Genomic DNA, 18,605 nt, shown 5'->3' with positions numbered 1-18,605 from the left:
TGCGTCCTAAGCCCGCCGACCAGCGGGCTTTGTCGTTCTCCGAAAAAGCGATTGCACACCACCCGGCGTTGAGTGTGCGCACGGTTAGTTCGTCGGACTCCGAGGGGAAAGGGCAATAAGCGGTATGACGGGCGACCCGCCCCGTCGTCCGCAAAAGATCACAGGTCGAGCACCAGCAGCGGCGATTTCGCGCGCGAGCAGCACGGCAGGAACTGATCGTTCGCCGCGCGTTCCTCGTCGGTCAGATAGGAATCCTGGTGATCCGGCTCCCCAGACAGCACCCGCGTCAAACAGGTACCGCACACCCCCATCTCGCACGACGTGATCACTTCGACGCCATGCGCGGCCAGCGCCTGCACGACCGTGCATTCGGGCGGGACGTCGATCGTCGCGCCGCTGCTCGCGATGCGCACCTGGAAGCTGCCGCCCGTCGCCGGCTGATTCGCGGCCGCGCCGAAAAACTCGTAGTGCAACCTGTTTTCCGGCCAGCCCTTGGCGCGCGCGGTCTCGAGCACGAAATCCATGAAGCCGCGCGGGCCGCAGACATACAGATGCGTGCCGGGCGGCGCATCGCTTAGCGTCTGCTCGATATCGAACGTCGAGCCGCCCGGATGATCATCGTGATGAAGCTGGACTGACTTCGCGAAGCCAGCTTGTGCAAGACGCTCGACGAACGCCGTGCGTTCCTTCGAGCGCGTGCAATAGTGCATGTCGAACGAAGCGCCCGTGGCGGCGAGCCGCTCGGCCATGCAAAGAATCGGCGTGACACCGATGCCGCCCGCGAGCAGCAGATGATGTGCCGCATCGTCAGCGAGCGCGAAATGATTGCGCGGCGCGCTGATCTGCAGGCTATCGCCTTCGCGAAGCAAATCGTGCACCGCTTTCGATCCGCCGCGTCCCGCTTCGTCGCGCAGCACCGCGATCAGATAGCGATGCGTTTCGCGCGGATCGTTGCACAACGAGTACTGACGCACGAGCCCGTTGGGCAAATGCACGTCGACGTGCGAGCCGGCGTCGAAAGCGGGCAACGCCTGACCGTTTTCGCTCGCGAGTTCGAAGCTCGCGATACCGGGCGCTTCGTCGCGCCGGCGCACAACCACCACATTCAGCACGGGATGATTCATGTCGCCGTCCGCACCGGAATCACGCGCGTCACTTCGGCCCGGGGCGCGTCAGCCCGAGCCGCGCCAGCCTGCGGCGCGCCCGTCTCCGCGCGCTCCTGCGCGACGAGCCGATCGATCACGCGACGCGACATCACACCGCCCGCATCGATATTGAGTTTCAGCAGATTGCGCTCGGGCCAGCGCAGCAGGTTCTGCTGCTGACGTTCGAGCATCTCCAGATCTTCACCGAAGATCTTGCCCTGTCCTTCGCGGATGCTTGCGGTCAGCGCGGCATCGTCGGGACGGAAATTGCGCGCCATACCCCAGAAATACCAGATCGATGTTTCGGTTTCCGGCGTGATGAAATCCACCACGATCGACGACGCCTTCTTGTCGGCCGGCGCGTGGTAGCCGCCATGTCCGGCATGCGCGACGCCTACCTCGATCAGCACGTGACTCGGCGGCGTGAAGTGGCAGATCTGCCAACGGTCGACGGGCACGTCGTCGGCGAGACCGTTGCCGCGCAACGCCATCTTCCAGAACGGCGGCGCGGCGACGTTTTCCATGAAACGGCTCGTGCGCACGGTATCGCCTTCGGCCACCGTCTTCGGCGCGGCTTCGTCGATTTCCTTTTGCCCGATGCTGTTCGCGTGCACATAGGTCTCGTGCGTCAAATCCATCAGGTTGTCGATCATCAGCCGGTAATCGCAGCGGATGTGATAGAGCCCACCGCCATACGCCCATTCGGAACTCTCGGCCCATTCCAGATGATGCAGCTTGGCGGCATCGGCCTGCGCCGCATCGCCGGGCCACACCCAGACGAAGCCGTAGCGCTCGATCACCGGATAGCTGCGAATCGATGGAAAGCCATTGACGCGTTGGCCCGGCATGCCGGTCGCCTTGCCCTGACAGCCCATTTCGAGGCCGTGATAGCCACACACGAGCGTGCCGTCGCGCACGAAACCGAGCGACAGCGGCGCGCCGCGATGCGGACAGAAGTCTTCGAGCGCCACCACGGCGCCTTCCGCGTTGCGATAGAAAACCATCGGCTCGCCGCAGATCGGCCGGCCGAGCGGCTTATCCGCGACTTCATCGGGCATGCATGCGACGTACCACGCGTTCTTGGGAAACATGTCAGTGTCACTCCTTGTTGTTAGTTCGCGCACTTCATTCAGTTCACTCATTGAGATTCAGTGTACTCAATGAGCCTTTAATGATTAAATGAAGGTTTTCCCCTAGACCAACTTTCAATCAGGTAACACGAAGACCAGTTTGCCATTCGCTCCGGAAAGGCACGAGGCCTTCAGAACTAATATGGTCACTTCAACCGATACCAGCACTTCCGCGATCAGCATCGATCTGTACGACCAGCCCGGCCATCTGATCCGACGCGCGCATCAGATTTCCGTATCCATGTTTCATGATCTGATCGGGCGCGAGGTGACGCCCGTGCAGTATGCGGTGCTCAGAATGCTGCAGGAATTGCCCGGACTCGATCAGGTCACGCTTGCGCAGCGGGTCGGTCTCGACACGTCGACCACCGCAGACATCGCGGTGCGGCTCGAAGCGAAAGGCTGGATCGTGCGCGAAGTTCTGCCGCGCCGCCAGCGTCGTCTGTTGCTGACGCCGGCTGGAGAGCAGTTGCTCGATGAATTGATCCCCGGCGTCAACGCGCTCAATCACGGCCTGCTCGACGGCATGGGCGACGAGGATGCGCGAGAGCTATTGAGGCTATTGAGAAAGTTCGTGCATCTGAACAACGATCAGAGCCGCGCGCCGCTGCGCAGTGCGAGCGACGACGCGACTCCGAACTAGCCCGCTGGCATCCTCCGCGCTCTCCGTGCTACGGCGCGACCTCCACCACGATCTTGCCGCGCACGTGGCCTTTCGCGAGCCGTTCGAGCGCGTTGGCCGTGGCATCGAACGAAAACCGTTCGGCGACCACGACACGCACGCTGCCGTTATTGATCAACGACGCGATCTCGGTCAATTGCCGCCCATCGGGCCGCGCGGTATAACGCGCGGCCCGCGCGCCATGGCTCGACGCCTCGGTCTGCGACGGCTCGTTGAGCGTCGAGATCAGCGCGCCGCCCGTCGCGACGGCTGACCACGAGCGGCGCTGCGTATCGCCGCCGACCAGATCGAACACGAGGTCCATGTCGCGCGCGACGTCTTCGAAACGCTGCGCGTGATAGTCGATCACGCGATCCGCGCCGAGCGAGCGCACGAACTCGATGCCGTCGCCGGACGCCGTCGCGTACACCTCCGCGCCCTTCTGCTTGGCGAACTGCACGGCGAAATGTCCAACGCCGCCCGCGCCCGCGTGAATCAGCACGCGGCAGCCCGCTTCGAGGCAGCCGTGCTCGAACAGGCCCTGCCACGCGGTCAGCGCGGCGAGCGGCACGGCGCCCGCGGTCCCCGCGTCCAGTTTTTCCGGCGCATGCGCTAGCGCACTCGCGGGCACGACGACGAATTCCGCGTACGCGCCCTGCCCCTGGCCAACGAAGCCATACACCTGCTCGCCCGCGCGCCACTGCGCGGCGCCCTCGCCGACCCGTTCGACCACACCGGAAAAATCGCGCCCCAGCGTATAGGGCAGCTGTTCTTCGCGGATCAACGGGTACTGGCCCGAGCGTGTTTTCAGGTCGACCGGATTGACGCCGGCCGCGCGCACGCGCACCAGCACCTGGCCGGCGCCTGGCTCGGGGATCTCGATCGTCTCGGCCTTGAACACCTCTGGACCGCCGAAGCTGTGAATGCGATAAGCGAGCATCGTGCTCATGATGAGCCTTCTCCTTGAAAGGTCGTGTGTCAGCGGCGCTGCGTTTCCGGCTGACCGCAAGCCGCATTCCTCAACGAGCCCGCGAGCCGCGGCACGACATATGCGACAAGTAACGATAGGCGCACAGTCGTGATGTACTCACTCAAGGAGGAACCATGTCACAGCACCCCGCTCATTCGCAGGATCATCGTCACCCCGGCCAGCCGAATCCCGCTGACATCGAAAAAGCACTCAGTGGCGTGAATTACCCGACCACGCGCGAAAAGCTGGTCGCGCAGGCGCGCAAGAATCACGCGAATACCGACATCGTCGATCTGGTCGACCGGCTGCCCGATCACAATTTCGACAGCCCGGCCTCGGTCGCGAAGGAAATCGCGCGTATTCAATGACGCACGCCACACTCGACGCGCGAATGAAGAAGTCCGGCGTTGCGCGTATCGGCATTTCCGGCTGGCGCTATCAAGGTTGGCGCGGCAGCTTTTACCCCGAGGATCTGAAACATGCAGCGGAATTGCAGTACGCGTCGGCGCTGTTCGGTACGATAGAAATCAACGGCACGCACTACAGCCTTCAATCGCTCGATAGCTGGCGGCGCTGGTATGCGCAAACGCCTGACGGCTTCGTGTTCGGCATCAAAGGCGCGCGTTATCTGACTCATATGCTGCGGTTTCGCGATGCGAGCGCGCGCGTCGGCATCGCGAACTTCTTCGCGCAGGGCCTGCTCGCGTTGAACGAAAAGCTCGGTCCGATCCTGTGGCAATTTCCGCCGTCCTTCCGATTCGAGCCCGGCGCAATGGAGCGCTTTCTGCGCGAGTTGCCGCCCGACACCGCGAGCGCATCGGCGCTCGCCAGTCAACACGATAAGCGCGTCAAGACACCCTACGTCGACATCGATCGCAAGCGGGTGTTGCGTCACGCGGTCGAAGTGCGCCACGCGAGCTTCGTCGATCCGGCGTTCGTGACCTTGCTGCGGCAATACGGCGTCGCGCTCGTCGTTTCCGATTCCACCGAACCGTGGCCCGTCGCCGAAGATCTGACGGCGGACTTCGTCTACATCCGCCTGCACGGCAGCGAAGCCAAATACTCGGGTTCATATGGGGACGAAGCTTTGCAACGATGGGCCGAGCGAATCGATGCATGGCGCGGCGGCTCACAACCGGCCGACGCGCGATTGATCGCGCCGCAACTCGCGCCGCGCCGCCGGGCCGCGCGAGACGTCTACTGCTACTTCGACAATGACGTCAAAGCGCGGGCGCCGTTCGACGCGCAACGATTGATGAAAGACCTCGGAATCCAGGCGACGCAAGCGCCAGCATTACCCTGATCGCTTGCCGCCGTGCGCCAGCTTCTGCGCGGTGCGCAGCGCCGCGACGATGCGCTCGTACACCTCGCGGCGGGTTTCAGGGTCCGGCGCGCGCAGCGCATACGACGGATGGTACGTCGCGACCACACGCTGCTCGCCGCGTTCGAGCGTGTTGTCGAACGCATCCTGCAAACGCGCGTGCGGATCGTCGACAACCGCTTTCAGCGCGGTCGCCCCAAGTGCGACGACCACGCGCACATCCGGCATGTCGAGTTCCTGTTCGAGCCAGTAGCTGCACGCTTCGACTTCGCGCTGAGCGGGCGTTTTGTGCAAGCGGCGCTTGCCGCGCGCAATCCACTTGAAATGCTTGACCGCGTTCGTCACGTATACGTCGTTACGCTTGACGCCGGCTTCTTCGAGCGCTCTATCGAGCAACGCGCCGGCCGGCCCGACGAAGGGCTTGCCCTGCAGATCTTCCATGTCACCGGGCTGCTCGCCGACCAGCACGATCGACGCATGCCGCTGCCCTTCGCCGGGCACGGAATGAGTCGCATTGCGCCAGAGCGCGCAACGGCGGCAATCGCCGAGCTTCGCCGGATGCTGATCGGGTTCGACATCCGCTGGCTCCGATTGCGCGTCGCCATGCGCGCGCTTTTTCTGCGGTTTGTCGGTCATGGGTACGACCGCGCGTGCCGAAGCAGCTTATTTCTCGCTCTTCTTCGGAATCTTCGCGCCCGACTTGCGCGCCTGATTCAATGCGATCGCGACAGCCTGCTTGTGCGGCTTGCCATGCTTCGTCTCGGTCTTGATGTTGTGCGACACGGTCTCTTTCGATGTACCTTTCTTCAGCGGCATGATCTTCTCCGGGTGTAGATGACGAAAGGAAAAATCAGGACCCGCACGCAATGGCGTTCCTGCACCGAAACTGCGCAGCATACGCTGTGCCCGCGTTCGTCGAAATCACCCGGAAACCCCCGATGCCGACGCATTCAACGCCAGCGACACACCCCCTACCAGAATCAGACTCGACGCCCACACCGCATCGAGATTGAACCAGCTGCGCGACACGAACCTGAGCCCGAGGTAGCGATAAACGAGCCACGCGAGCACACCGCCGGCCATCGTCATGGTCGCTGCATGCACCGCGGAGACCGACAGCGCCATGCGCAAACTCGTTTCGATCAGCGCCTGGGCGGCTTTGTGCGCGCTGTCCATGGCGTCGGCGCGGCACAGACCGAGATAGATCGGCACCAGCATCAAGCCGGCCCCGTGCGCGATCGCCACCGCGAACGACCATAGCGCGAGCCGCGACGGCGGAATTCTCGCCAGCACGCGCGGATGGCGGCGGCGCATCAGCAACACCAGACCGAAGCCGATCACCAGCACGCTCGCGCCGATCTGCATCTGACGCTGCCACGCAAGCAAGCTCGCAAGCATCGCGAATGGCAGCATCATCAGCAGTATCGCGAGCGCGTGCCCGGCCGCGAGATAGAGAAGCGCGACGACCAGCGCTTGCGAGCGCCGCTGCATCAGCGCGTTCGACACCGCGAGCGGCCACCCCATTGCCGGATTGACCCCGTGATACACGCCGCTCGCGACGACGGCGAGCCACAGTGCCGCTTGCGGCGACACCGCGCCGCTCAAACGCCCACCGACGGATAGCAGAAAGAATCGGTCGAGCAGTCGCCGCCTTCGAGTCGGATCTGGTGCGCCCGATAGCCGGCGGGAAATTCGACGAAGTAATCTTCGGCGAGTTTGAGACCGCCATTCGGATCGGCATGCGCCATCACTTGCACGCCGGGCACACCATCCGGATAGAACTGGTCGTCCCACGTCGAATAGAGCGAGTTGGTCCAGTAGACGCGCTTGCCATCGCGACTGATCTCGACCATCTGCGGGCCACCGGCGAATGTCTTGCCGTTCGGATGCGGCGTGCAACGTTCGATTCCGCCGATGCGCACGGAGCCCGTCAATTTCGGCTTGCGCGGTTCGGTCACGTCGTACTGGCGCATCTCGCCGGTGCCCCAGCACGAGACGTAGAGGAATTTATCGTCGATCGAAAGATCGATGTCGGTGACGAGCGGCGGCACCGCGCCGAAACCTTGCAGCAACGGCGGCAATTCGTCGGCGTGCGCGGGCTCCGGCGGAATGGTCGCGGTCTTTTCGATGTGGAAGTGGCCGCCTTCGCGCCACCAGGTCCAGATCGACCCCTCCAGATTCGTGGTATCGACCACGACGCCGATAAATCCGTACTCGCGGCTCGGATCGTGCGCGGGCCGCACTTCCAGCGCCATCTGATGGTTCGCGCCGAGATCGAGCGTCTGCACGTTGCGCCTTGCACGCAGATCCCAGAAGTGCACGCGGTGGCCGTATTTGTTCGAAAGCAGGTCTTCAGGCACGATGCCGTTTTCGAATTGCGGCGGCAACGCCCATTCGGTCGACACCATGTAATCGCGCGGCAGATTCCACCAGAAGTCGTAATGCTTCTCTTGTGCGCCGCGCTCGATTTCCCAGCGTCCCAGCACCTCGAACGTTTGGCAATCCATGATGAAGATTCCGGGCGGCCCGTCGGTGCCGTCCTTGCCGCCACCGCCGAGCGTGCTCACATAGATGCCCTCCGGTCCGCAATGCACGGTGTGCGGACGCGAATAACCGGTCTTGCGGAAGATTTCCTCCGGCTCGATGATCTTGTGAATCTTCGCCTGGGTCGGATGCGGTTTCGTATCGACGATATAGATGCGCGACGAGCGCATGCCCGGAATGATCAGATAGCGTCGCTCGAGAAACGCGTGGCCCGTCAATGGCGACAGCGCGGACGAACACGCGTTCCAGCCGAAGTGATGGAATTCGTCGCCCTTGTTCGGCACCGGCACCGTGTGGACCACCTGGCTATAGGTCGGCGAACCGGGCTTCACGTCGATCACGGCGAGCGCGTCGGGCTGCGAGGAATCCGGACTTAGCAGCACCGTGTACGCGTATTCTTCCGCCGGCGCATCCATCGCGAGTTTCGGCGATGCATGAAAAGTAGGATCGGGGCGCATTCCCATGACGGCACTCTCCCTGTCGTTCTGAACGGTTCTGAACGGAAGCCCGGCCCGCCAAAAATCGAGCCAGCGCGTAGCCTTACATTTGTAGTTCACGACAGCGACGGACGCAACCGGATATTTGCACCCGAACGCAGGATGCGATCCGACGGCCAAGCGCACCGCATGGCAAGGGCTCGCGCCGACGCCGCGAAGCGCGAATTGGGGCCGATGCAACCCGTTACTGCTGCACGCCCCAGCGCCGCACGGTCACGCGTTCGAGCGTATCGAACACGAGATGCTCGACCAGCAGGCCGATCACGATCACGGCCGCGAGCCCCGCGAACACGCGATCCGTATACAGCTCATTGCGATTCTGGAAGATGTACCAGCCCAGCCCGCCGCTGCCCGAACTCGCGCCGAACACGAGCTCCGCGGCGATCAGCGTGCGCCATGCAAACGCCCAGCCCACGCGCAGGCCGGCCAGGATCGACGGCAGCGCCGCCGGCACGAGGATCAACAGCACGTGACGCAGGCCCGTCAGACCGTAATTGCGCCCGGTCATCTTCAGCGTCGCGGGCACCGACTGAAAGCCCGAATAGGTATTGAGCGCGAGCGGCCACAGCACCGCATGCACGAGCACGAACAACAGGCTGCCGGTGCCGAGCCCGAACCACAGCAACGCGAGCGGCAGCAACGCGATGGACGGCAGCGGGTTGAACATCGCGGTCAGCATCGACAGCAGATCGCGGCCCACGCGCGTCGATACCGCGAGCGATGTCAGCACGAACGCAAACGCGGCGCCGAGCAGATAGCCGCGCAGCAGCACGGACATTGATACCGCCGTCTTCGTGAGCAGTTCGCCGGACCACACGCCTTGCACGAATGCGGTCAAGGTAGCGCCGAAGGTCGGCAGCAGCAGATCGTTGTTGATCACGCGCGCGGCGATTTCCCACGCGGCGATCAGTACGAGCGCGATCAGCGTCTTACGCAGCCAGCCGTGCGCGAAGATCCGCCTGGCCGCGGGCAACGGCGCTTCGATCGCGAGGTCGCCGGGCGCTTCGAGCGGACGTTCGTATTCGTCGCGCACGGGCGGCAGCAACGTGACAGGTGTACTCATTGCACGGTCTCCGTCTGTTCGAACAGCAGGTGATGAATCCGCGCGACGCTGCGCTGAAAATCGGCGCGGCCGAAGCTGTCCTGCGAATATTGATGGCTGTTCAGTTCCGCGCGCACGCGGCCCGGATGCGGCGACAGCAGCAGAATCCGGTTGCCGACCACTAGCGCCTCTTCGATCGAATGCGTGACGAACAGCAGCGTGAAGTTCACCTCTTCCCATAGCCGCAGCAGTTCTTCCTGCATCTTGCGGCGCGTCAGCGCGTCGAGCGCGGCGAACGGTTCGTCCATCAGCAGCACCCGCGGCTGCATCGCGAGCGCACGCGCGATCGCGACGCGCTGTTTCATGCCGCCCGACAACGTGTGCGGATATGCGTGCGCGAACGCGGCGAGCCCGACCTTATCGAGGTAATGCAGCGCGCGTTCATGAGCTTCGGCCTTCGACAGCTTCTTCGCGACGCGCAGCGGAAACGCGACGTTCTGCACGACCGTCTTCCACGGCGGCAACTGGTCGAACTCCTGAAACACGACGATGCGATCGGCGCCCGGTCCGCGCACGCGCTGACCGTCGAGCGAAATGCTGCCCGCGCTCGGCTCGATGAAACCGGCGACCGCCTTCAGCAGTGTCGACTTGCCGCAACCGGACGGCCCGAGCAGCACGAAGCGGTCGCCGCCGTAGACGTCGAAGCTGACGTCGTGCGTCGCGCGCACGATCCGCTCGCGCGTGCGGTACTCGAGGTTCACGTTCTCGACCGCGAGCAGTTTGCCGCTGGTTGCCGCGGCGTTCCGTGCGGCGTCATCGGGAAAGAGAAGCGTGGGATTGGCCACCATCAAAGCGCTCCCTGCGAGTAAACCGGATCAACCGGCGAATATTGCCGCGTACCGCGCAGCGCCACGACAACGCGCGACGTCATGCTCAGCTCCCCGCCGCCGTCGCCGGATCGTCGAAGAAATAGTCCTTCCACGACGACGGCTCGTTCCTGATCGCGCCGATGCGATACATGAACTGCGCGAGCCCCAAGGTGTTCTGCGGCACGATCTTGAACTGCACCTGCGGGTTCGTGATGACTTTCACGAGCAGGTCGCGATCGATCTTCGACTGATTGGTGCGGATATAGATATCGGCCGCGCCCTGCGGATTCGCATTGATGTACTTCGCCGCATCGGCGAGCGCATCGACGAACGCGCGATAGGTCTTCGGGTTGTCGTGGCGGAATTTTTCGGTGGCATAGAGGACCGTCGCCGAGCTCGGGCCGCCGAGTACATCGTACGAATTGAGCACGATATGCGCCTTCGGATTGCCGGCCAGTTCCTGCTCCTGGAACGGCGGATTGCCGAAATGCCCGGTGATTTCAGTGCCGCCCGCGATGATCGCCGCGGCCGCGTCCGGATGCGGCAACGCCTGCGTGTACTTGTCGAGCCGGTTGTATTCCTTGTCGCCCCAGCGCTTCGCCGCAGCGTATTGCAGCACGCGGGATTGCACCGACACGGTGACCGCCGGCAGCGCGATGCGGTCCTTCTGCGTGAAGTCCGCGATCGTCTTCACGTCGGGATTATTGCTGACCAGGTAGTACGGCAGATTGCCGAGCGACGCGACGCCCTTCACGTTCTGCTTGCCGTGCGTGCGATCCCAGATCGTCAGCAGCGGGCCGACGCCCGCGCCGGCGATATCGACCGCGCCCGACAGCAACGCGTCGTTGACCGCGGCGCCGCCCGACAGCTTGACCCAATCGACCTTGATGTCGAGACCCTGCTTGCGCCCTTCGCTCTCGATGAAATGCTGATCGCGCGCCACGTTCAGCAGCAGATACACGATGCCGAACTGCTCGGCCACGCGAATCTCGCCCTCGGCATGCGCGGGAGCGCTGACGACGGCGCCCATCGACAGACTCAGCAGTACAGCCGTCAAACGGCGGACAAACGACGGCCGTGCGGCGGTCGGGTGAAATCGGCTCAGCATTGAAACTCCAGTCGGCGTGCGGTGTGATGGGTGTCGTTGTGATGGAAAGCGTCGCTCAGCGGGGCACGTCGCCCTCGATCGTCGTGCGATACAGCTTGCGGCGCAGATGGTCGGGCGTGCCGGCGGCGAGATGCATCAACGAGCGGTTGTCCCAGAACACCATGTCGTGCTCGGCCCATCGATGCCGGTACAGATGCTCGGGCCGCACGCTGTGCGCGAACAGCTCGTCGAGCAACGCGCGGCTCTCGTCTTCCGGCACACCGATCACGCGCGTCGTGAAGTGCTCGCTGACGAACAGCGCCTTGCGCCCCGTCTCAGGATGCGTGCGCACGATCGGATGCACGACCGGCTTCACCTGCGCGATCTGCTCGGCCGACAGATTCGGCCGCCACGGGCTGCGCTTCTGCAGCTCCGCGTATTTGGCCAGGTAGGTGTGCTCCGCGCTGCGCCCTTGCACTGCGCTGCGCAGATGCGCGGGCAAGGTATCCCACGCCAGATGCATGTTCGCGAACAGCGTATCGCCGCCTTCGGCCGGCAACTCCTGCGCGTGCAGCAACGAGCCGAGGCTCGGCTTTTCCTTGTACGACAGGTCGGAGTGCCAGTAGTGGCCGGCGTCGCCGAGACCGATCGGCTTGCCGTTCTCGATCACGTTCGATACGACCAGCACCTCGGGATAGCCTGCCAGGCCAAACTGATGCAGCACGTGAATCTGCAGCGGGCCAAAGCGGCGGCTGAACGCGATCTGCTGCTCCGGCGTGATGCGCTGGTCGCGAAACACGAGAACGTGGTGGGCCAGATGCGCACGGTGGATGCGCGCGAAATCGTCGTCGGCGAGCGGCTGGCCGAGGTCGAGGCCGAGCACTTCGGCGCCGAGCGGCGCATCGAACGGGCGAATCTCGAAGGATTGCGCCGGGGCAGCGGGAGCGGTAAAAGCAGCGGCGGTGGTCGTCACAGGCGTCTCTTCGTCGAAACTATTCAGCGGGCGCCTAACGGCGCGGTCAGTGCGACGAATGTACCGGCCCGCGCGCGCGATGCCAACGAAGCAAATCCGATACGGTTATCTGCTGGAGTGATAAACCCGATGCTGCAATGACTTTCGACGCCTCAGAACTTCGGCAGACCCGGTGGATTGCTTTCGGAGCGCGCCAACGCTTCCGACTCGATGCCCCAGTGCGCGAGCGAGCGCTGATAGGCGCCATTCGCGATCAGTCCGTTCGTCGCGACCGTCAGCGCATCCATCAAGCCGCTGCCCTTGCGCGTGGCGATCGCCACGTCCGCGCGCGCCGGCCAGCCGGCGTTCAGGGTACCCACCTCGCGGATCGCGCCGGTCGTGGCCGCATCGTAGGCAAGCGGCGCGTTCGGGTTGAATACGACGTCGGCGCGGCCCGATAGCAACGCGATGCGGCTCGCGGCGTCATCGTCGAAGTACTGGAACTCGACCGGCTTCAAGCCCTTCGCGACGTTCTGCCGGTTCCATTCGAGGATGATCTTTTCCTGGTTCGTGCCCGAGGTCGTAATCAGCCGGAGACCCGCAATATCCTGCGGCTGCGCGATCTTCCTGATCGGACTCGCGGTTTTCACGTAGAAGCCGTGCAGTCCTTGCCGATAGGTCGTGAAATCGAACTTCTCCTTGCGCTGCTCGGTCACGCCGACGTTCGAGATCACCGCGTCGTACTTGCCCGAGGTGAGGCCGAGCGGCCAGTCGGCCCATGCGATCGGCACGAGGTTCAGCTTCAATCCGAGCGAATCGGCGATCAGTTGCGCGTAGTCGGCATCGGAACCGACGACGGTACGCGCATCGGTCGCATAGGTCGCGGTCGGCGGCAGGTGCGGCGAAATCGCGACCGTGAAGTTGCCGTCGTTCGCAAAGCGGTAGTGATTGCCGATAGCCGCGATCGCTGCGGGATTCTTCGGCACGCGAATGCGTCCCGGCTGCTCAGGGCTCAGGTCCACGGTGCCGTGCGGCGCCTGCGCCGCGAGTGCTACGTCGAGCGCATTGCGCACCAGCAGCGCGCCGAGCGCCGTACCGGTGAGAATGAATTGACGTCGATTGGTCATTGATAGGGATCAGTCTGCATTCACAGGACGCGCGACAGAAACTCGCGCGTGCGCGCATGGCGCGGTTCGTTCAATACTTGCGCGGGCGGGCCCGACTCGATCACGCGTCCGCGATCCATGAACACGATCGTGTCCGCCACTTCGCGCGCAAAGCCGATCTCGTGCGTGACGATCACCATCGTCGTGCCGGAACGCGCGAGCGCCTTGATCACGTCGAGCACTTCGTTGACGAGTTCGGGATCGAGCGCCGAGGTCGGCTCGTCGAACAGCAGCACCTTCGGTTTCAGCGCCAGCGCGCGCGCAATCGCCACGCGCTGCTGCTGCCCGCCCGACAACTGACGCGGCCACGCATGCGCCTTCGCTTCGAGACCGACACGCGCGAGCAGACTGAGCGCAAGACTCTCTGCTTCCGCGCGCGACAGACGTCCCAACGCGACCGGCGCCTCGATGATGTTCTCCAGCACGGTCAGATGCGGGAACAGATTGAAGCTCTGAAACACCATGCCGACCTCGACGCGGCGTCGCAGGATCTCTGTCTCTTTCAGCTCGTACAGCGTATCGCCGTCGCGTCGATAGCCGATCAGCTCGCCGTCGATATCGATCAGGCCTCGGTCCACGCGCTCCAGATGATTGATCGTGCGCAGCAGCGTCGATTTGCCGGAGCCCGATTGACCGAGAATCACGGTGACGCTGCCGGGACGCAGCGTCAGCGACACGTTGTCGAGCACCTTCAGCGTGCCAAAGCTCTTCGATACCTGCTGGATCGTGATGCGCGCGCCGTCGCGTTGATCGGCCCAGCGTTGATCCAGGGAAGCGCCTACACGTGCATTGTCTTTTGCTTCCCCAGGCGGCTCGACGTGCGCATCGTCGCCGCCACGCAGAATGCCCGCGCTTTTCAGCAACGCGCCGAAGGGGAAAGCGGACCGCACCGCGCTACGTTTTACGCCGCGTGAGAAATGCCGCTCCACATAAACCTGTATCGCCGACAACACGGTCAGAATGATCAGATACCAGACCGTCGCGACCATCAGCAGCGGAATCACTTCCAGATTGCGTCGATAGATGATCTGCACCGTGTAGAACAACTCCGGCATCGCGAGCACATAGACCATCGACGAGCCCTTAGCGAGCGCGATCAGATCGTTGAACGCGGTGGGCACGATCGCGCGCATCGCCTGCGGCAGCACGATGCGCCGGGCCTGGCGCTCGCGCGGCAAGCCGAGCGCGGCGGCCGCTTCGAGCTGACCGTGGTCGACCGACTGAATGCCGCCGCGAATCACTTCCGCCGAAAACGCCGCGTGATTGAGCGTCAGGCCGAGCACCGCGGCGAGAAACGGGCTGATCAGCTCGGTGGTCGGCACATCGAAAACGACGAGGCTCGTGAACGGCACGCCGAGGTGAACGGTCTCGTACAGATAGCCGAGATTGTTCAGGATCAACAGCAGCACGATCAGCGGGATCGAGCGGAACAGCCACACGAACGCCCACGCGCAGCCCGCGAGCAGCGGCGAACGCGACACGCGCGCGAGCGCGATCGGAATGCCGAGCGCGAAGCCGAACGCCGCGCCGAGCGCGGTCAACAGTAGCGTGCGGCCGAGGCCGGACAATACCGGCTCGGACAGAAACCATTCAGCGAAAACATTCCAGCCCCAGCGCGGATTGCCCAAGACCGATTCGAGCACGATGCCGATCAGCGCCACGGCCGCCACGGTGCCGGCGAGCCGCGCGCGGTTCTTCGCGGGCACGATGCGATAGTCGGCGCGCTCACGCAACGTCTCGGCGTGCGAGGCGGCGAGTTGCGGATTCGCGAGTTCAGCGGTGTCGTTCATCGTCGTCTGCTCCGCGGTCTCAGGCCAGGGCAGCCGCGTTGGCCGTGTCGGCCGGGTCTGCCAACCTTGCTAACGCCTCGTAGCGGCTCGCCTTGCGCGGCAAGCCGAGATGATCGCGCAGCGTCGAGCCCGTCAACGTGCGCTCATAGCGCCCGCGTCGTTCGAGTTCGGGGACCACGTAGCGCACGAAATCGTCGAGACCCTGCGCCTGCACCGCGAAACCGAGGATGAAACCGTCGGCCGCGCCGGCGTCGAGCCAGCGGATCAGCTCGTCCGCGATCTGCGCGGGTGTGCCGAGAAAATGCGTGCGCGGCGTCGCGACTTCGAGCGCGACCTCGCGCAACGTGGAGCCCTTCCTGCGCGCTTCCGCCTTGATGCGGTCGGTGGTCGAACGGAAACTGTTGCGGCCGATCTCCCCTAGCTCGGGGAACGGTTCGTCGAGCGGATACTGCGTGAAGTCGTGGTGATCGAAATAGCGGCCGAGGTACGCGAGCGCTTCGTCGATCGTCAATAGCTCGCGAATCGCGCGGTATTTCGCTTCCGCTTCCTCGGGTGTCGCGCCGACGATCGGGCTGATGCCGGGGAAAATCTTCACGTCCTCGCGGCTTCTGCCATGTTCGACCGCGCTGTCTTTCACACGCTGCGCGAACGCGCGCGTTTCCTCGATCGACACCGAATGCGTGAACACCGCGTCCGCGTATTTGCCGGCGAGCGCGATGCCCGCATCCGATGAACCCGCCTGGAAAATCACCGGCTGACCCTGCGCCGAGCGCTGAATATTGAGCGGCCCGGCCACCTGGAAGAACTTGCCCTCGTGATCGAGCGTGTGCAGTTTGTCGCGCTCGAAAAATACCCCGCGCTCGCGGTCGCGCACGAACGCGTCGTCGTCCCAGCTATCCCACAGGCCTTGTGCGACGCTCAGGTATTCGTCGGCGATCTCGTAGCGCAGCGCATGCTCGGGATGCGAGCCGCCGTAGTTCTTCGCCGTGCCTTCGAGCGGCGTCGTGACGACGTTCCAGCCCGCGCGCCCGGCGCTGATCAGATCGAGCGAGGCGAACTGGCGCGCGACCGTGAACGGATCGCTGTACGACGTCGATACGGTGCCCGCGAGCCCGATCTTCGATGTGACCGTCGCGAGCGCCGACAGGATCGAGATCGGTTCGAAGCGGTTCAGAAAGTGCGGAATCGATTTCTCGTTGATGTACAGACCATCGGCGACGAACGCGAACGCGATGCCGTGTGCCTCGGCCTTGCGCACCGTATCGACGAAGAACTTCAGGTTCACGCTCGCATCGGCGGGCCCGGCCGGATGCTTCCACGAATTCATATGGCTGCCGGCGCCCTGCAGCATGATGCCGAAATTGAGTTTGCGATGGCTCATCGGATAGTCCGCCAATCGTTGAGTGTTCGTTGGAGAGATCACGCGTAGGCCGGCTCGATCGTGCTGCCGAGCAGTTCAACCGAGCGCAGGCGCGCAGGGTAATGTTGCAACGGCGAATCGATGACGAATTCGTCGATGCCGTAGCGGCGGCTCAATGCGTCGAGCTGGTCCCGTACATCGTCGGCCGTGCCCTTGACGACGTGCGGATGGCGCTCTTCGATCGTGTAGCCGCTCGCGCCCGCCTGGCGTGCGTATTCTTCGGCGGCATCAGCCGTCGCCAGATTCAGGCTTTGGCCGCTGGCCAGTTGCAGCCTGTAGATGCGCACCGGCCCGGTGAGCCGCTCGGCTTCGTCGCGCGTCGCCGCGGCGACCGCGTACAGCGCGAGCAGCGGCGCGCGGCCGCTCGCATCGCGGTACGTCTGCACGGTGCGCTCGATGTTCGCCTCATCGCCATTGAAGTGTCCGGCGTAGCAGAACTGCCAGCCCTGCCGGGCCGCGAGCGCCGCGCTATCCGGGCTGCCACCGAGCAGAATGCGCTCAGGCAGCGTCGGCGGAGCCGGAAACGCGAGCGCGCCCGCGAGCGGATGGTCCGGTTCGACGCCCGCGCCGAGAAACGCATCGAGTTGCGCGAGCTGCGTGTTGAAGCCGGGCTTGTTCTTCCTGTCGTGCAGCCATTGCAGCGCGCGGGTGGTCTGCGGCAGTCCGCCGGGCGCCTTACCGATGCCGAGATCGACGCGCCCGGGCGCGAGCGCCGCAAGCAGCCTGAAGGTCTCCGCGACCTTGAACGGGCTGTAGTGCTGCAACATCACACCGCCCGAGCCGACGCGAATCCGCGACGTATGCGCGAGCACATGCGCGACGACGATCTCCGGCGCCGAACTCGCGAGGTTGGGCGCGCCGTGATGCTCGGCGATCCAGAAGCGCTTGAAGCCGAGCGCTTCGGCGCGCTTCGCGAGCGACACCGTGAAGCGCAACGCTTCGGCCGCGCTCGCACCCGCGGCAATCGGACTCTTATCCAGCAGCGATAGCGAAAAGGTCATGGGATGGCAGATCGACGAAGAAAGATAAAAAGCGCTGACGCACTCAGGATTTCGGCAATCCCGGCGGATTGGTCGCGGCCTTGTCGATCGCTTCGGAGCCGAGGTTCCAGCGCTCGAGCACCGCGCGATACTGGCCTTTGCCGATCAGATCGTTCAGCGCGATCGTTACCGGCGCGGCGAGACCGCTGCCGCGGCGCGTCGTCACCGCGACTTCGGCGGTACGCGGCCAACCACCGCTGACGGTGCCCACCTGGCGCGTCTTGCCATGGGTGGCCGAGTCGTACAGCAGCGCCGCGTTGACGCTGAAGATCGCGTCCGCACGCCCCGATTGCAGCGCCACCGATTTGACCGCATCGTCGTCGTAGTACTGCACCTGGATCGGCTTCAATCCATGCGCGACGTTCTGCTTGTCCCATTCGAGCAGGATCTTTTCCTGGTTCGTGCCGGCATCGGTAATCACGCGCAGTCCCGCGACATCCTTGGGTTCGCGAATCGATTTGATCGGGCTGTCGGTCTTCACGAAGAAGCCGACCTCGTCGCGCCGGTAGGTCGAGAAGTCGAACTTCGCCTTGCGCTCCTCGGTCACCGTCACGTTCGAGATCACCGCGTCGACCTTGCCGGAAGCGAGCGCGAGCGGCCAGTCCGGCCACGCGAGGATCACGACATTGAGCTTGCGGCCGAGGCTGTCCGCGACGAGTTGCGCGAGATCGGGATCGAAGCCGACCACGGTCTTCGCATCGGTGGCATAGGTGCTGATCGGCGGATGCGCGACGACGATGCCGACGGTCAGTTCGTCTTTCGCGACGAACGGGAAGTTCGCCGGCACCGCCTTCGTCGCGGCTGCATCCTGTTCGGCGCGAACGCGGCCGTGCTGGTCGGGACTGAGATCGAAACCGGTCGCGGCAAACGCGTTGCCGCTGACATAGAACATGGCCGCCAATACGAGCGACGACAACTGTAGACCTGTCTTCATGTGATATCCGTCGAAGTGTGAGGAGATAGGAGTGCAG

Annotated in this window: 19 protein-coding genes; 3 read left to right on the top strand and 16 right to left on the bottom strand. The window is 64.1% G+C overall.

What is annotated here, in order from left to right; genetic code table 11:
* Positions 1-158: 158 nt before the first annotated feature.
* Together QFZ94_RS11780 and QFZ94_RS11775 are read right to left on the bottom strand one after the other, a co-directional pair.
* Positions 159-1,124, bottom strand: coding sequence for a PDR/VanB family oxidoreductase (locus tag QFZ94_RS11780; RefSeq protein WP_368586592.1), 966 nt, complete (start codon positions 1,122-1,124; stop codon positions 159-161).
* On the bottom strand, positions 1,121-2,236 hold the full coding sequence (locus tag QFZ94_RS11775) for a Rieske 2Fe-2S domain-containing protein (protein ID WP_429457008.1): 1,116 nt from the start codon (positions 2,234-2,236) through the stop codon (positions 1,121-1,123). The genes QFZ94_RS11780 and QFZ94_RS11775 overlap by 4 nt, the downstream gene beginning before the upstream one ends.
* A gap of 181 nt (positions 2,237-2,417) precedes the next feature.
* On the opposite strand from QFZ94_RS11775, the gene QFZ94_RS11770 reads away from it, so the two are divergent.
* Complete coding sequence (locus QFZ94_RS11770; RefSeq protein ID WP_368586590.1) at positions 2,418-2,918, top strand: MarR family winged helix-turn-helix transcriptional regulator; 501 nt, start codon at positions 2,418-2,420, stop codon at positions 2,916-2,918.
* A gap of 28 nt (positions 2,919-2,946) precedes the next feature.
* Here QFZ94_RS11770 and QFZ94_RS11765 read toward each other — a convergent pair whose 3' ends face one another.
* Entirely contained in the window at positions 2,947-3,885 is a 939-nt protein-coding gene (locus QFZ94_RS11765; RefSeq protein WP_429457006.1) for an NADP-dependent oxidoreductase, read from the bottom strand.
* 155 nt (positions 3,886-4,040) lie between these two features.
* On the opposite strand from QFZ94_RS11765, the gene QFZ94_RS11760 reads away from it, so the two are divergent.
* Together QFZ94_RS11760 and QFZ94_RS11755 are read left to right on the top strand one after the other, a co-directional pair.
* On the top strand, positions 4,041-4,274 hold the full coding sequence (locus QFZ94_RS11760) for a DUF2795 domain-containing protein (protein WP_176107563.1): 234 nt from the start codon (positions 4,041-4,043) through the stop codon (positions 4,272-4,274).
* Positions 4,275-4,297: 23 nt separating this feature from the next.
* Positions 4,298-5,209, top strand: coding sequence for a DUF72 domain-containing protein (locus QFZ94_RS11755; protein ID WP_368586175.1), 912 nt, complete (start codon positions 4,298-4,300; stop codon positions 5,207-5,209).
* On the opposite strand, the gene QFZ94_RS11750 is transcribed toward QFZ94_RS11755, so the two are convergent.
* The 13 genes from QFZ94_RS11750 to QFZ94_RS11690 form a co-directional block, all read right to left on the bottom strand.
* Entirely contained in the window at positions 5,201-5,863 is a 663-nt protein-coding gene (locus tag QFZ94_RS11750) for a UdgX family uracil-DNA binding protein (RefSeq protein ID WP_429457004.1), read from the bottom strand. The two genes, QFZ94_RS11755 and QFZ94_RS11750, sit on opposite strands and share 9 nt — an antisense overlap.
* Before the next feature lie 27 nt (positions 5,864-5,890).
* Positions 5,891-6,043 carry a DUF6496 domain-containing protein gene (locus QFZ94_RS11745; protein ID WP_176107560.1) on the bottom strand — a complete coding sequence of 51 codons (153 nt, stop codon included), beginning with the start codon at positions 6,041-6,043 and terminating at the stop codon, positions 5,891-5,893.
* Positions 6,044-6,148: 105 nt separating this feature from the next.
* Positions 6,149-6,820 (bottom strand): hypothetical protein, encoded by a 672-nt coding sequence (locus tag QFZ94_RS11740; RefSeq protein WP_429457002.1) that lies wholly within the window; start codon positions 6,818-6,820, stop codon positions 6,149-6,151.
* Between the two features lie 8 nt (positions 6,821-6,828).
* A complete protein-coding gene (locus QFZ94_RS11735) occupies positions 6,829-8,235 on the bottom strand; it encodes a selenium-binding protein SBP56-related protein (RefSeq protein ID WP_368586168.1) in 1,407 nt (468 codons plus the stop codon).
* Positions 8,236-8,452: 217 nt separating this feature from the next.
* Positions 8,453-9,331, bottom strand: a complete 879-nt coding sequence (locus QFZ94_RS11730) for an ABC transporter permease (protein ID WP_368586167.1) — start codon at positions 9,329-9,331, stop codon at positions 8,453-8,455.
* Positions 9,328-10,158 carry an ABC transporter ATP-binding protein gene (locus QFZ94_RS11725; protein ID WP_368586166.1) on the bottom strand — a complete coding sequence of 277 codons (831 nt, stop codon included), beginning with the start codon at positions 10,156-10,158 and terminating at the stop codon, positions 9,328-9,330. Before QFZ94_RS11725 ends, QFZ94_RS11730 begins: the two co-directional genes overlap by 4 nt.
* Before the next feature lie 85 nt (positions 10,159-10,243).
* Positions 10,244-11,287, bottom strand: a complete 1,044-nt coding sequence (locus QFZ94_RS11720; RefSeq protein WP_429456999.1) for an ABC transporter substrate-binding protein — start codon at positions 11,285-11,287, stop codon at positions 10,244-10,246.
* A 55-nt stretch (positions 11,288-11,342) separates the two neighbouring features.
* Positions 11,343-12,239 carry a TauD/TfdA dioxygenase family protein gene (locus QFZ94_RS11715; protein ID WP_368586164.1) on the bottom strand — a complete coding sequence of 299 codons (897 nt, stop codon included), beginning with the start codon at positions 12,237-12,239 and terminating at the stop codon, positions 11,343-11,345.
* 152 nt (positions 12,240-12,391) lie between these two features.
* The gene (locus tag QFZ94_RS11710) at positions 12,392-13,345 is read right to left on the bottom strand and encodes an ABC transporter substrate-binding protein (RefSeq protein WP_429456996.1); all 954 of its coding nucleotides are present in this window, start codon (positions 13,343-13,345) and stop codon (positions 12,392-12,394) included.
* Between the two features lie 20 nt (positions 13,346-13,365).
* Positions 13,366-15,174, bottom strand: coding sequence for an amino acid ABC transporter permease/ATP-binding protein (locus QFZ94_RS11705; RefSeq protein WP_429456994.1), 1,809 nt, complete (start codon positions 15,172-15,174; stop codon positions 13,366-13,368).
* Positions 15,175-15,193: 19 nt separating this feature from the next.
* Entirely contained in the window at positions 15,194-16,555 is a 1,362-nt protein-coding gene (locus QFZ94_RS11700; RefSeq protein ID WP_429456992.1) for an LLM class flavin-dependent oxidoreductase, read from the bottom strand.
* Positions 16,556-16,593: 38 nt separating this feature from the next.
* Positions 16,594-17,595 (bottom strand): LLM class flavin-dependent oxidoreductase, encoded by a 1,002-nt coding sequence (locus QFZ94_RS11695; protein WP_429456990.1) that lies wholly within the window; start codon positions 17,593-17,595, stop codon positions 16,594-16,596.
* Positions 17,596-17,638: 43 nt separating this feature from the next.
* On the bottom strand, positions 17,639-18,568 hold the full coding sequence (locus QFZ94_RS11690) for an ABC transporter substrate-binding protein (RefSeq protein ID WP_410849819.1): 930 nt from the start codon (positions 18,566-18,568) through the stop codon (positions 17,639-17,641).
* Positions 18,569-18,605 lie beyond the last annotated feature (37 nt).

This window comes from Paraburkholderia sp. JPY465 (assembly GCF_050436725.1).
Taxonomy (GTDB): domain Bacteria; phylum Pseudomonadota; class Gammaproteobacteria; order Burkholderiales; family Burkholderiaceae; genus Paraburkholderia; species Paraburkholderia youngii.
The sequence above is the reverse complement of the archived record's forward strand: the minus strand, read 5'-3'. Positions and strand labels throughout refer to the sequence as shown.

Coding starts and splice junctions, on each gene's coding strand:
- QFZ94_RS11695 (WP_429456990.1), bottom strand. CDS start 17,595: ATGACCTTTTCGCTATCGCTGCTGGATAAGAGTCCGATTGCCGCGGGT.
- QFZ94_RS11725 (WP_368586166.1), bottom strand. CDS start 10,158: ATGGTGGCCAATCCCACGCTTCTCTTTCCCGATGACGCCGCACGGAAC.
- QFZ94_RS11700 (WP_429456992.1), bottom strand. CDS start 16,555: ATGAGCCATCGCAAACTCAATTTCGGCATCATGCTGCAGGGCGCCGGC.
- QFZ94_RS11735 (WP_368586168.1), bottom strand. CDS start 8,235: ATGGGAATGCGCCCCGATCCTACTTTTCATGCATCGCCGAAACTCGCG.
- QFZ94_RS11760 (WP_176107563.1), top strand. CDS start 4,041: ATGTCACAGCACCCCGCTCATTCGCAGGATCATCGTCACCCCGGCCAG.
- QFZ94_RS11730 (WP_368586167.1), bottom strand. CDS start 9,331: ATGAGTACACCTGTCACGTTGCTGCCGCCCGTGCGCGACGAATACGAA.
- QFZ94_RS11745 (WP_176107560.1), bottom strand. CDS start 6,043: ATGCCGCTGAAGAAAGGTACATCGAAAGAGACCGTGTCGCACAACATC.
- QFZ94_RS11755 (WP_368586175.1), top strand. CDS start 4,298: ATGAAGAAGTCCGGCGTTGCGCGTATCGGCATTTCCGGCTGGCGCTAT.
- QFZ94_RS11710 (WP_429456996.1), bottom strand. CDS start 13,345: ATGACCAATCGACGTCAATTCATTCTCACCGGTACGGCGCTCGGCGCG.
- QFZ94_RS11690 (WP_410849819.1), bottom strand. CDS start 18,568: ATGAAGACAGGTCTACAGTTGTCGTCGCTCGTATTGGCGGCCATGTTC.
- QFZ94_RS11705 (WP_429456994.1), bottom strand. CDS start 15,174: ATGAACGACACCGCTGAACTCGCGAATCCGCAACTCGCCGCCTCGCAC.
- QFZ94_RS11770 (WP_368586590.1), top strand. CDS start 2,418: ATGGTCACTTCAACCGATACCAGCACTTCCGCGATCAGCATCGATCTG.
- QFZ94_RS11780 (WP_368586592.1), bottom strand. CDS start 1,124: ATGAATCATCCCGTGCTGAATGTGGTGGTTGTGCGCCGGCGCGACGAA.
- QFZ94_RS11765 (WP_429457006.1), bottom strand. CDS start 3,885: ATGAGCACGATGCTCGCTTATCGCATTCACAGCTTCGGCGGTCCAGAG.
- QFZ94_RS11720 (WP_429456999.1), bottom strand. CDS start 11,287: ATGCTGAGCCGATTTCACCCGACCGCCGCACGGCCGTCGTTTGTCCGC.
- QFZ94_RS11750 (WP_429457004.1), bottom strand. CDS start 5,863: ATGACCGACAAACCGCAGAAAAAGCGCGCGCATGGCGACGCGCAATCG.
- QFZ94_RS11775 (WP_429457008.1), bottom strand. CDS start 2,236: ATGTTTCCCAAGAACGCGTGGTACGTCGCATGCATGCCCGATGAAGTC.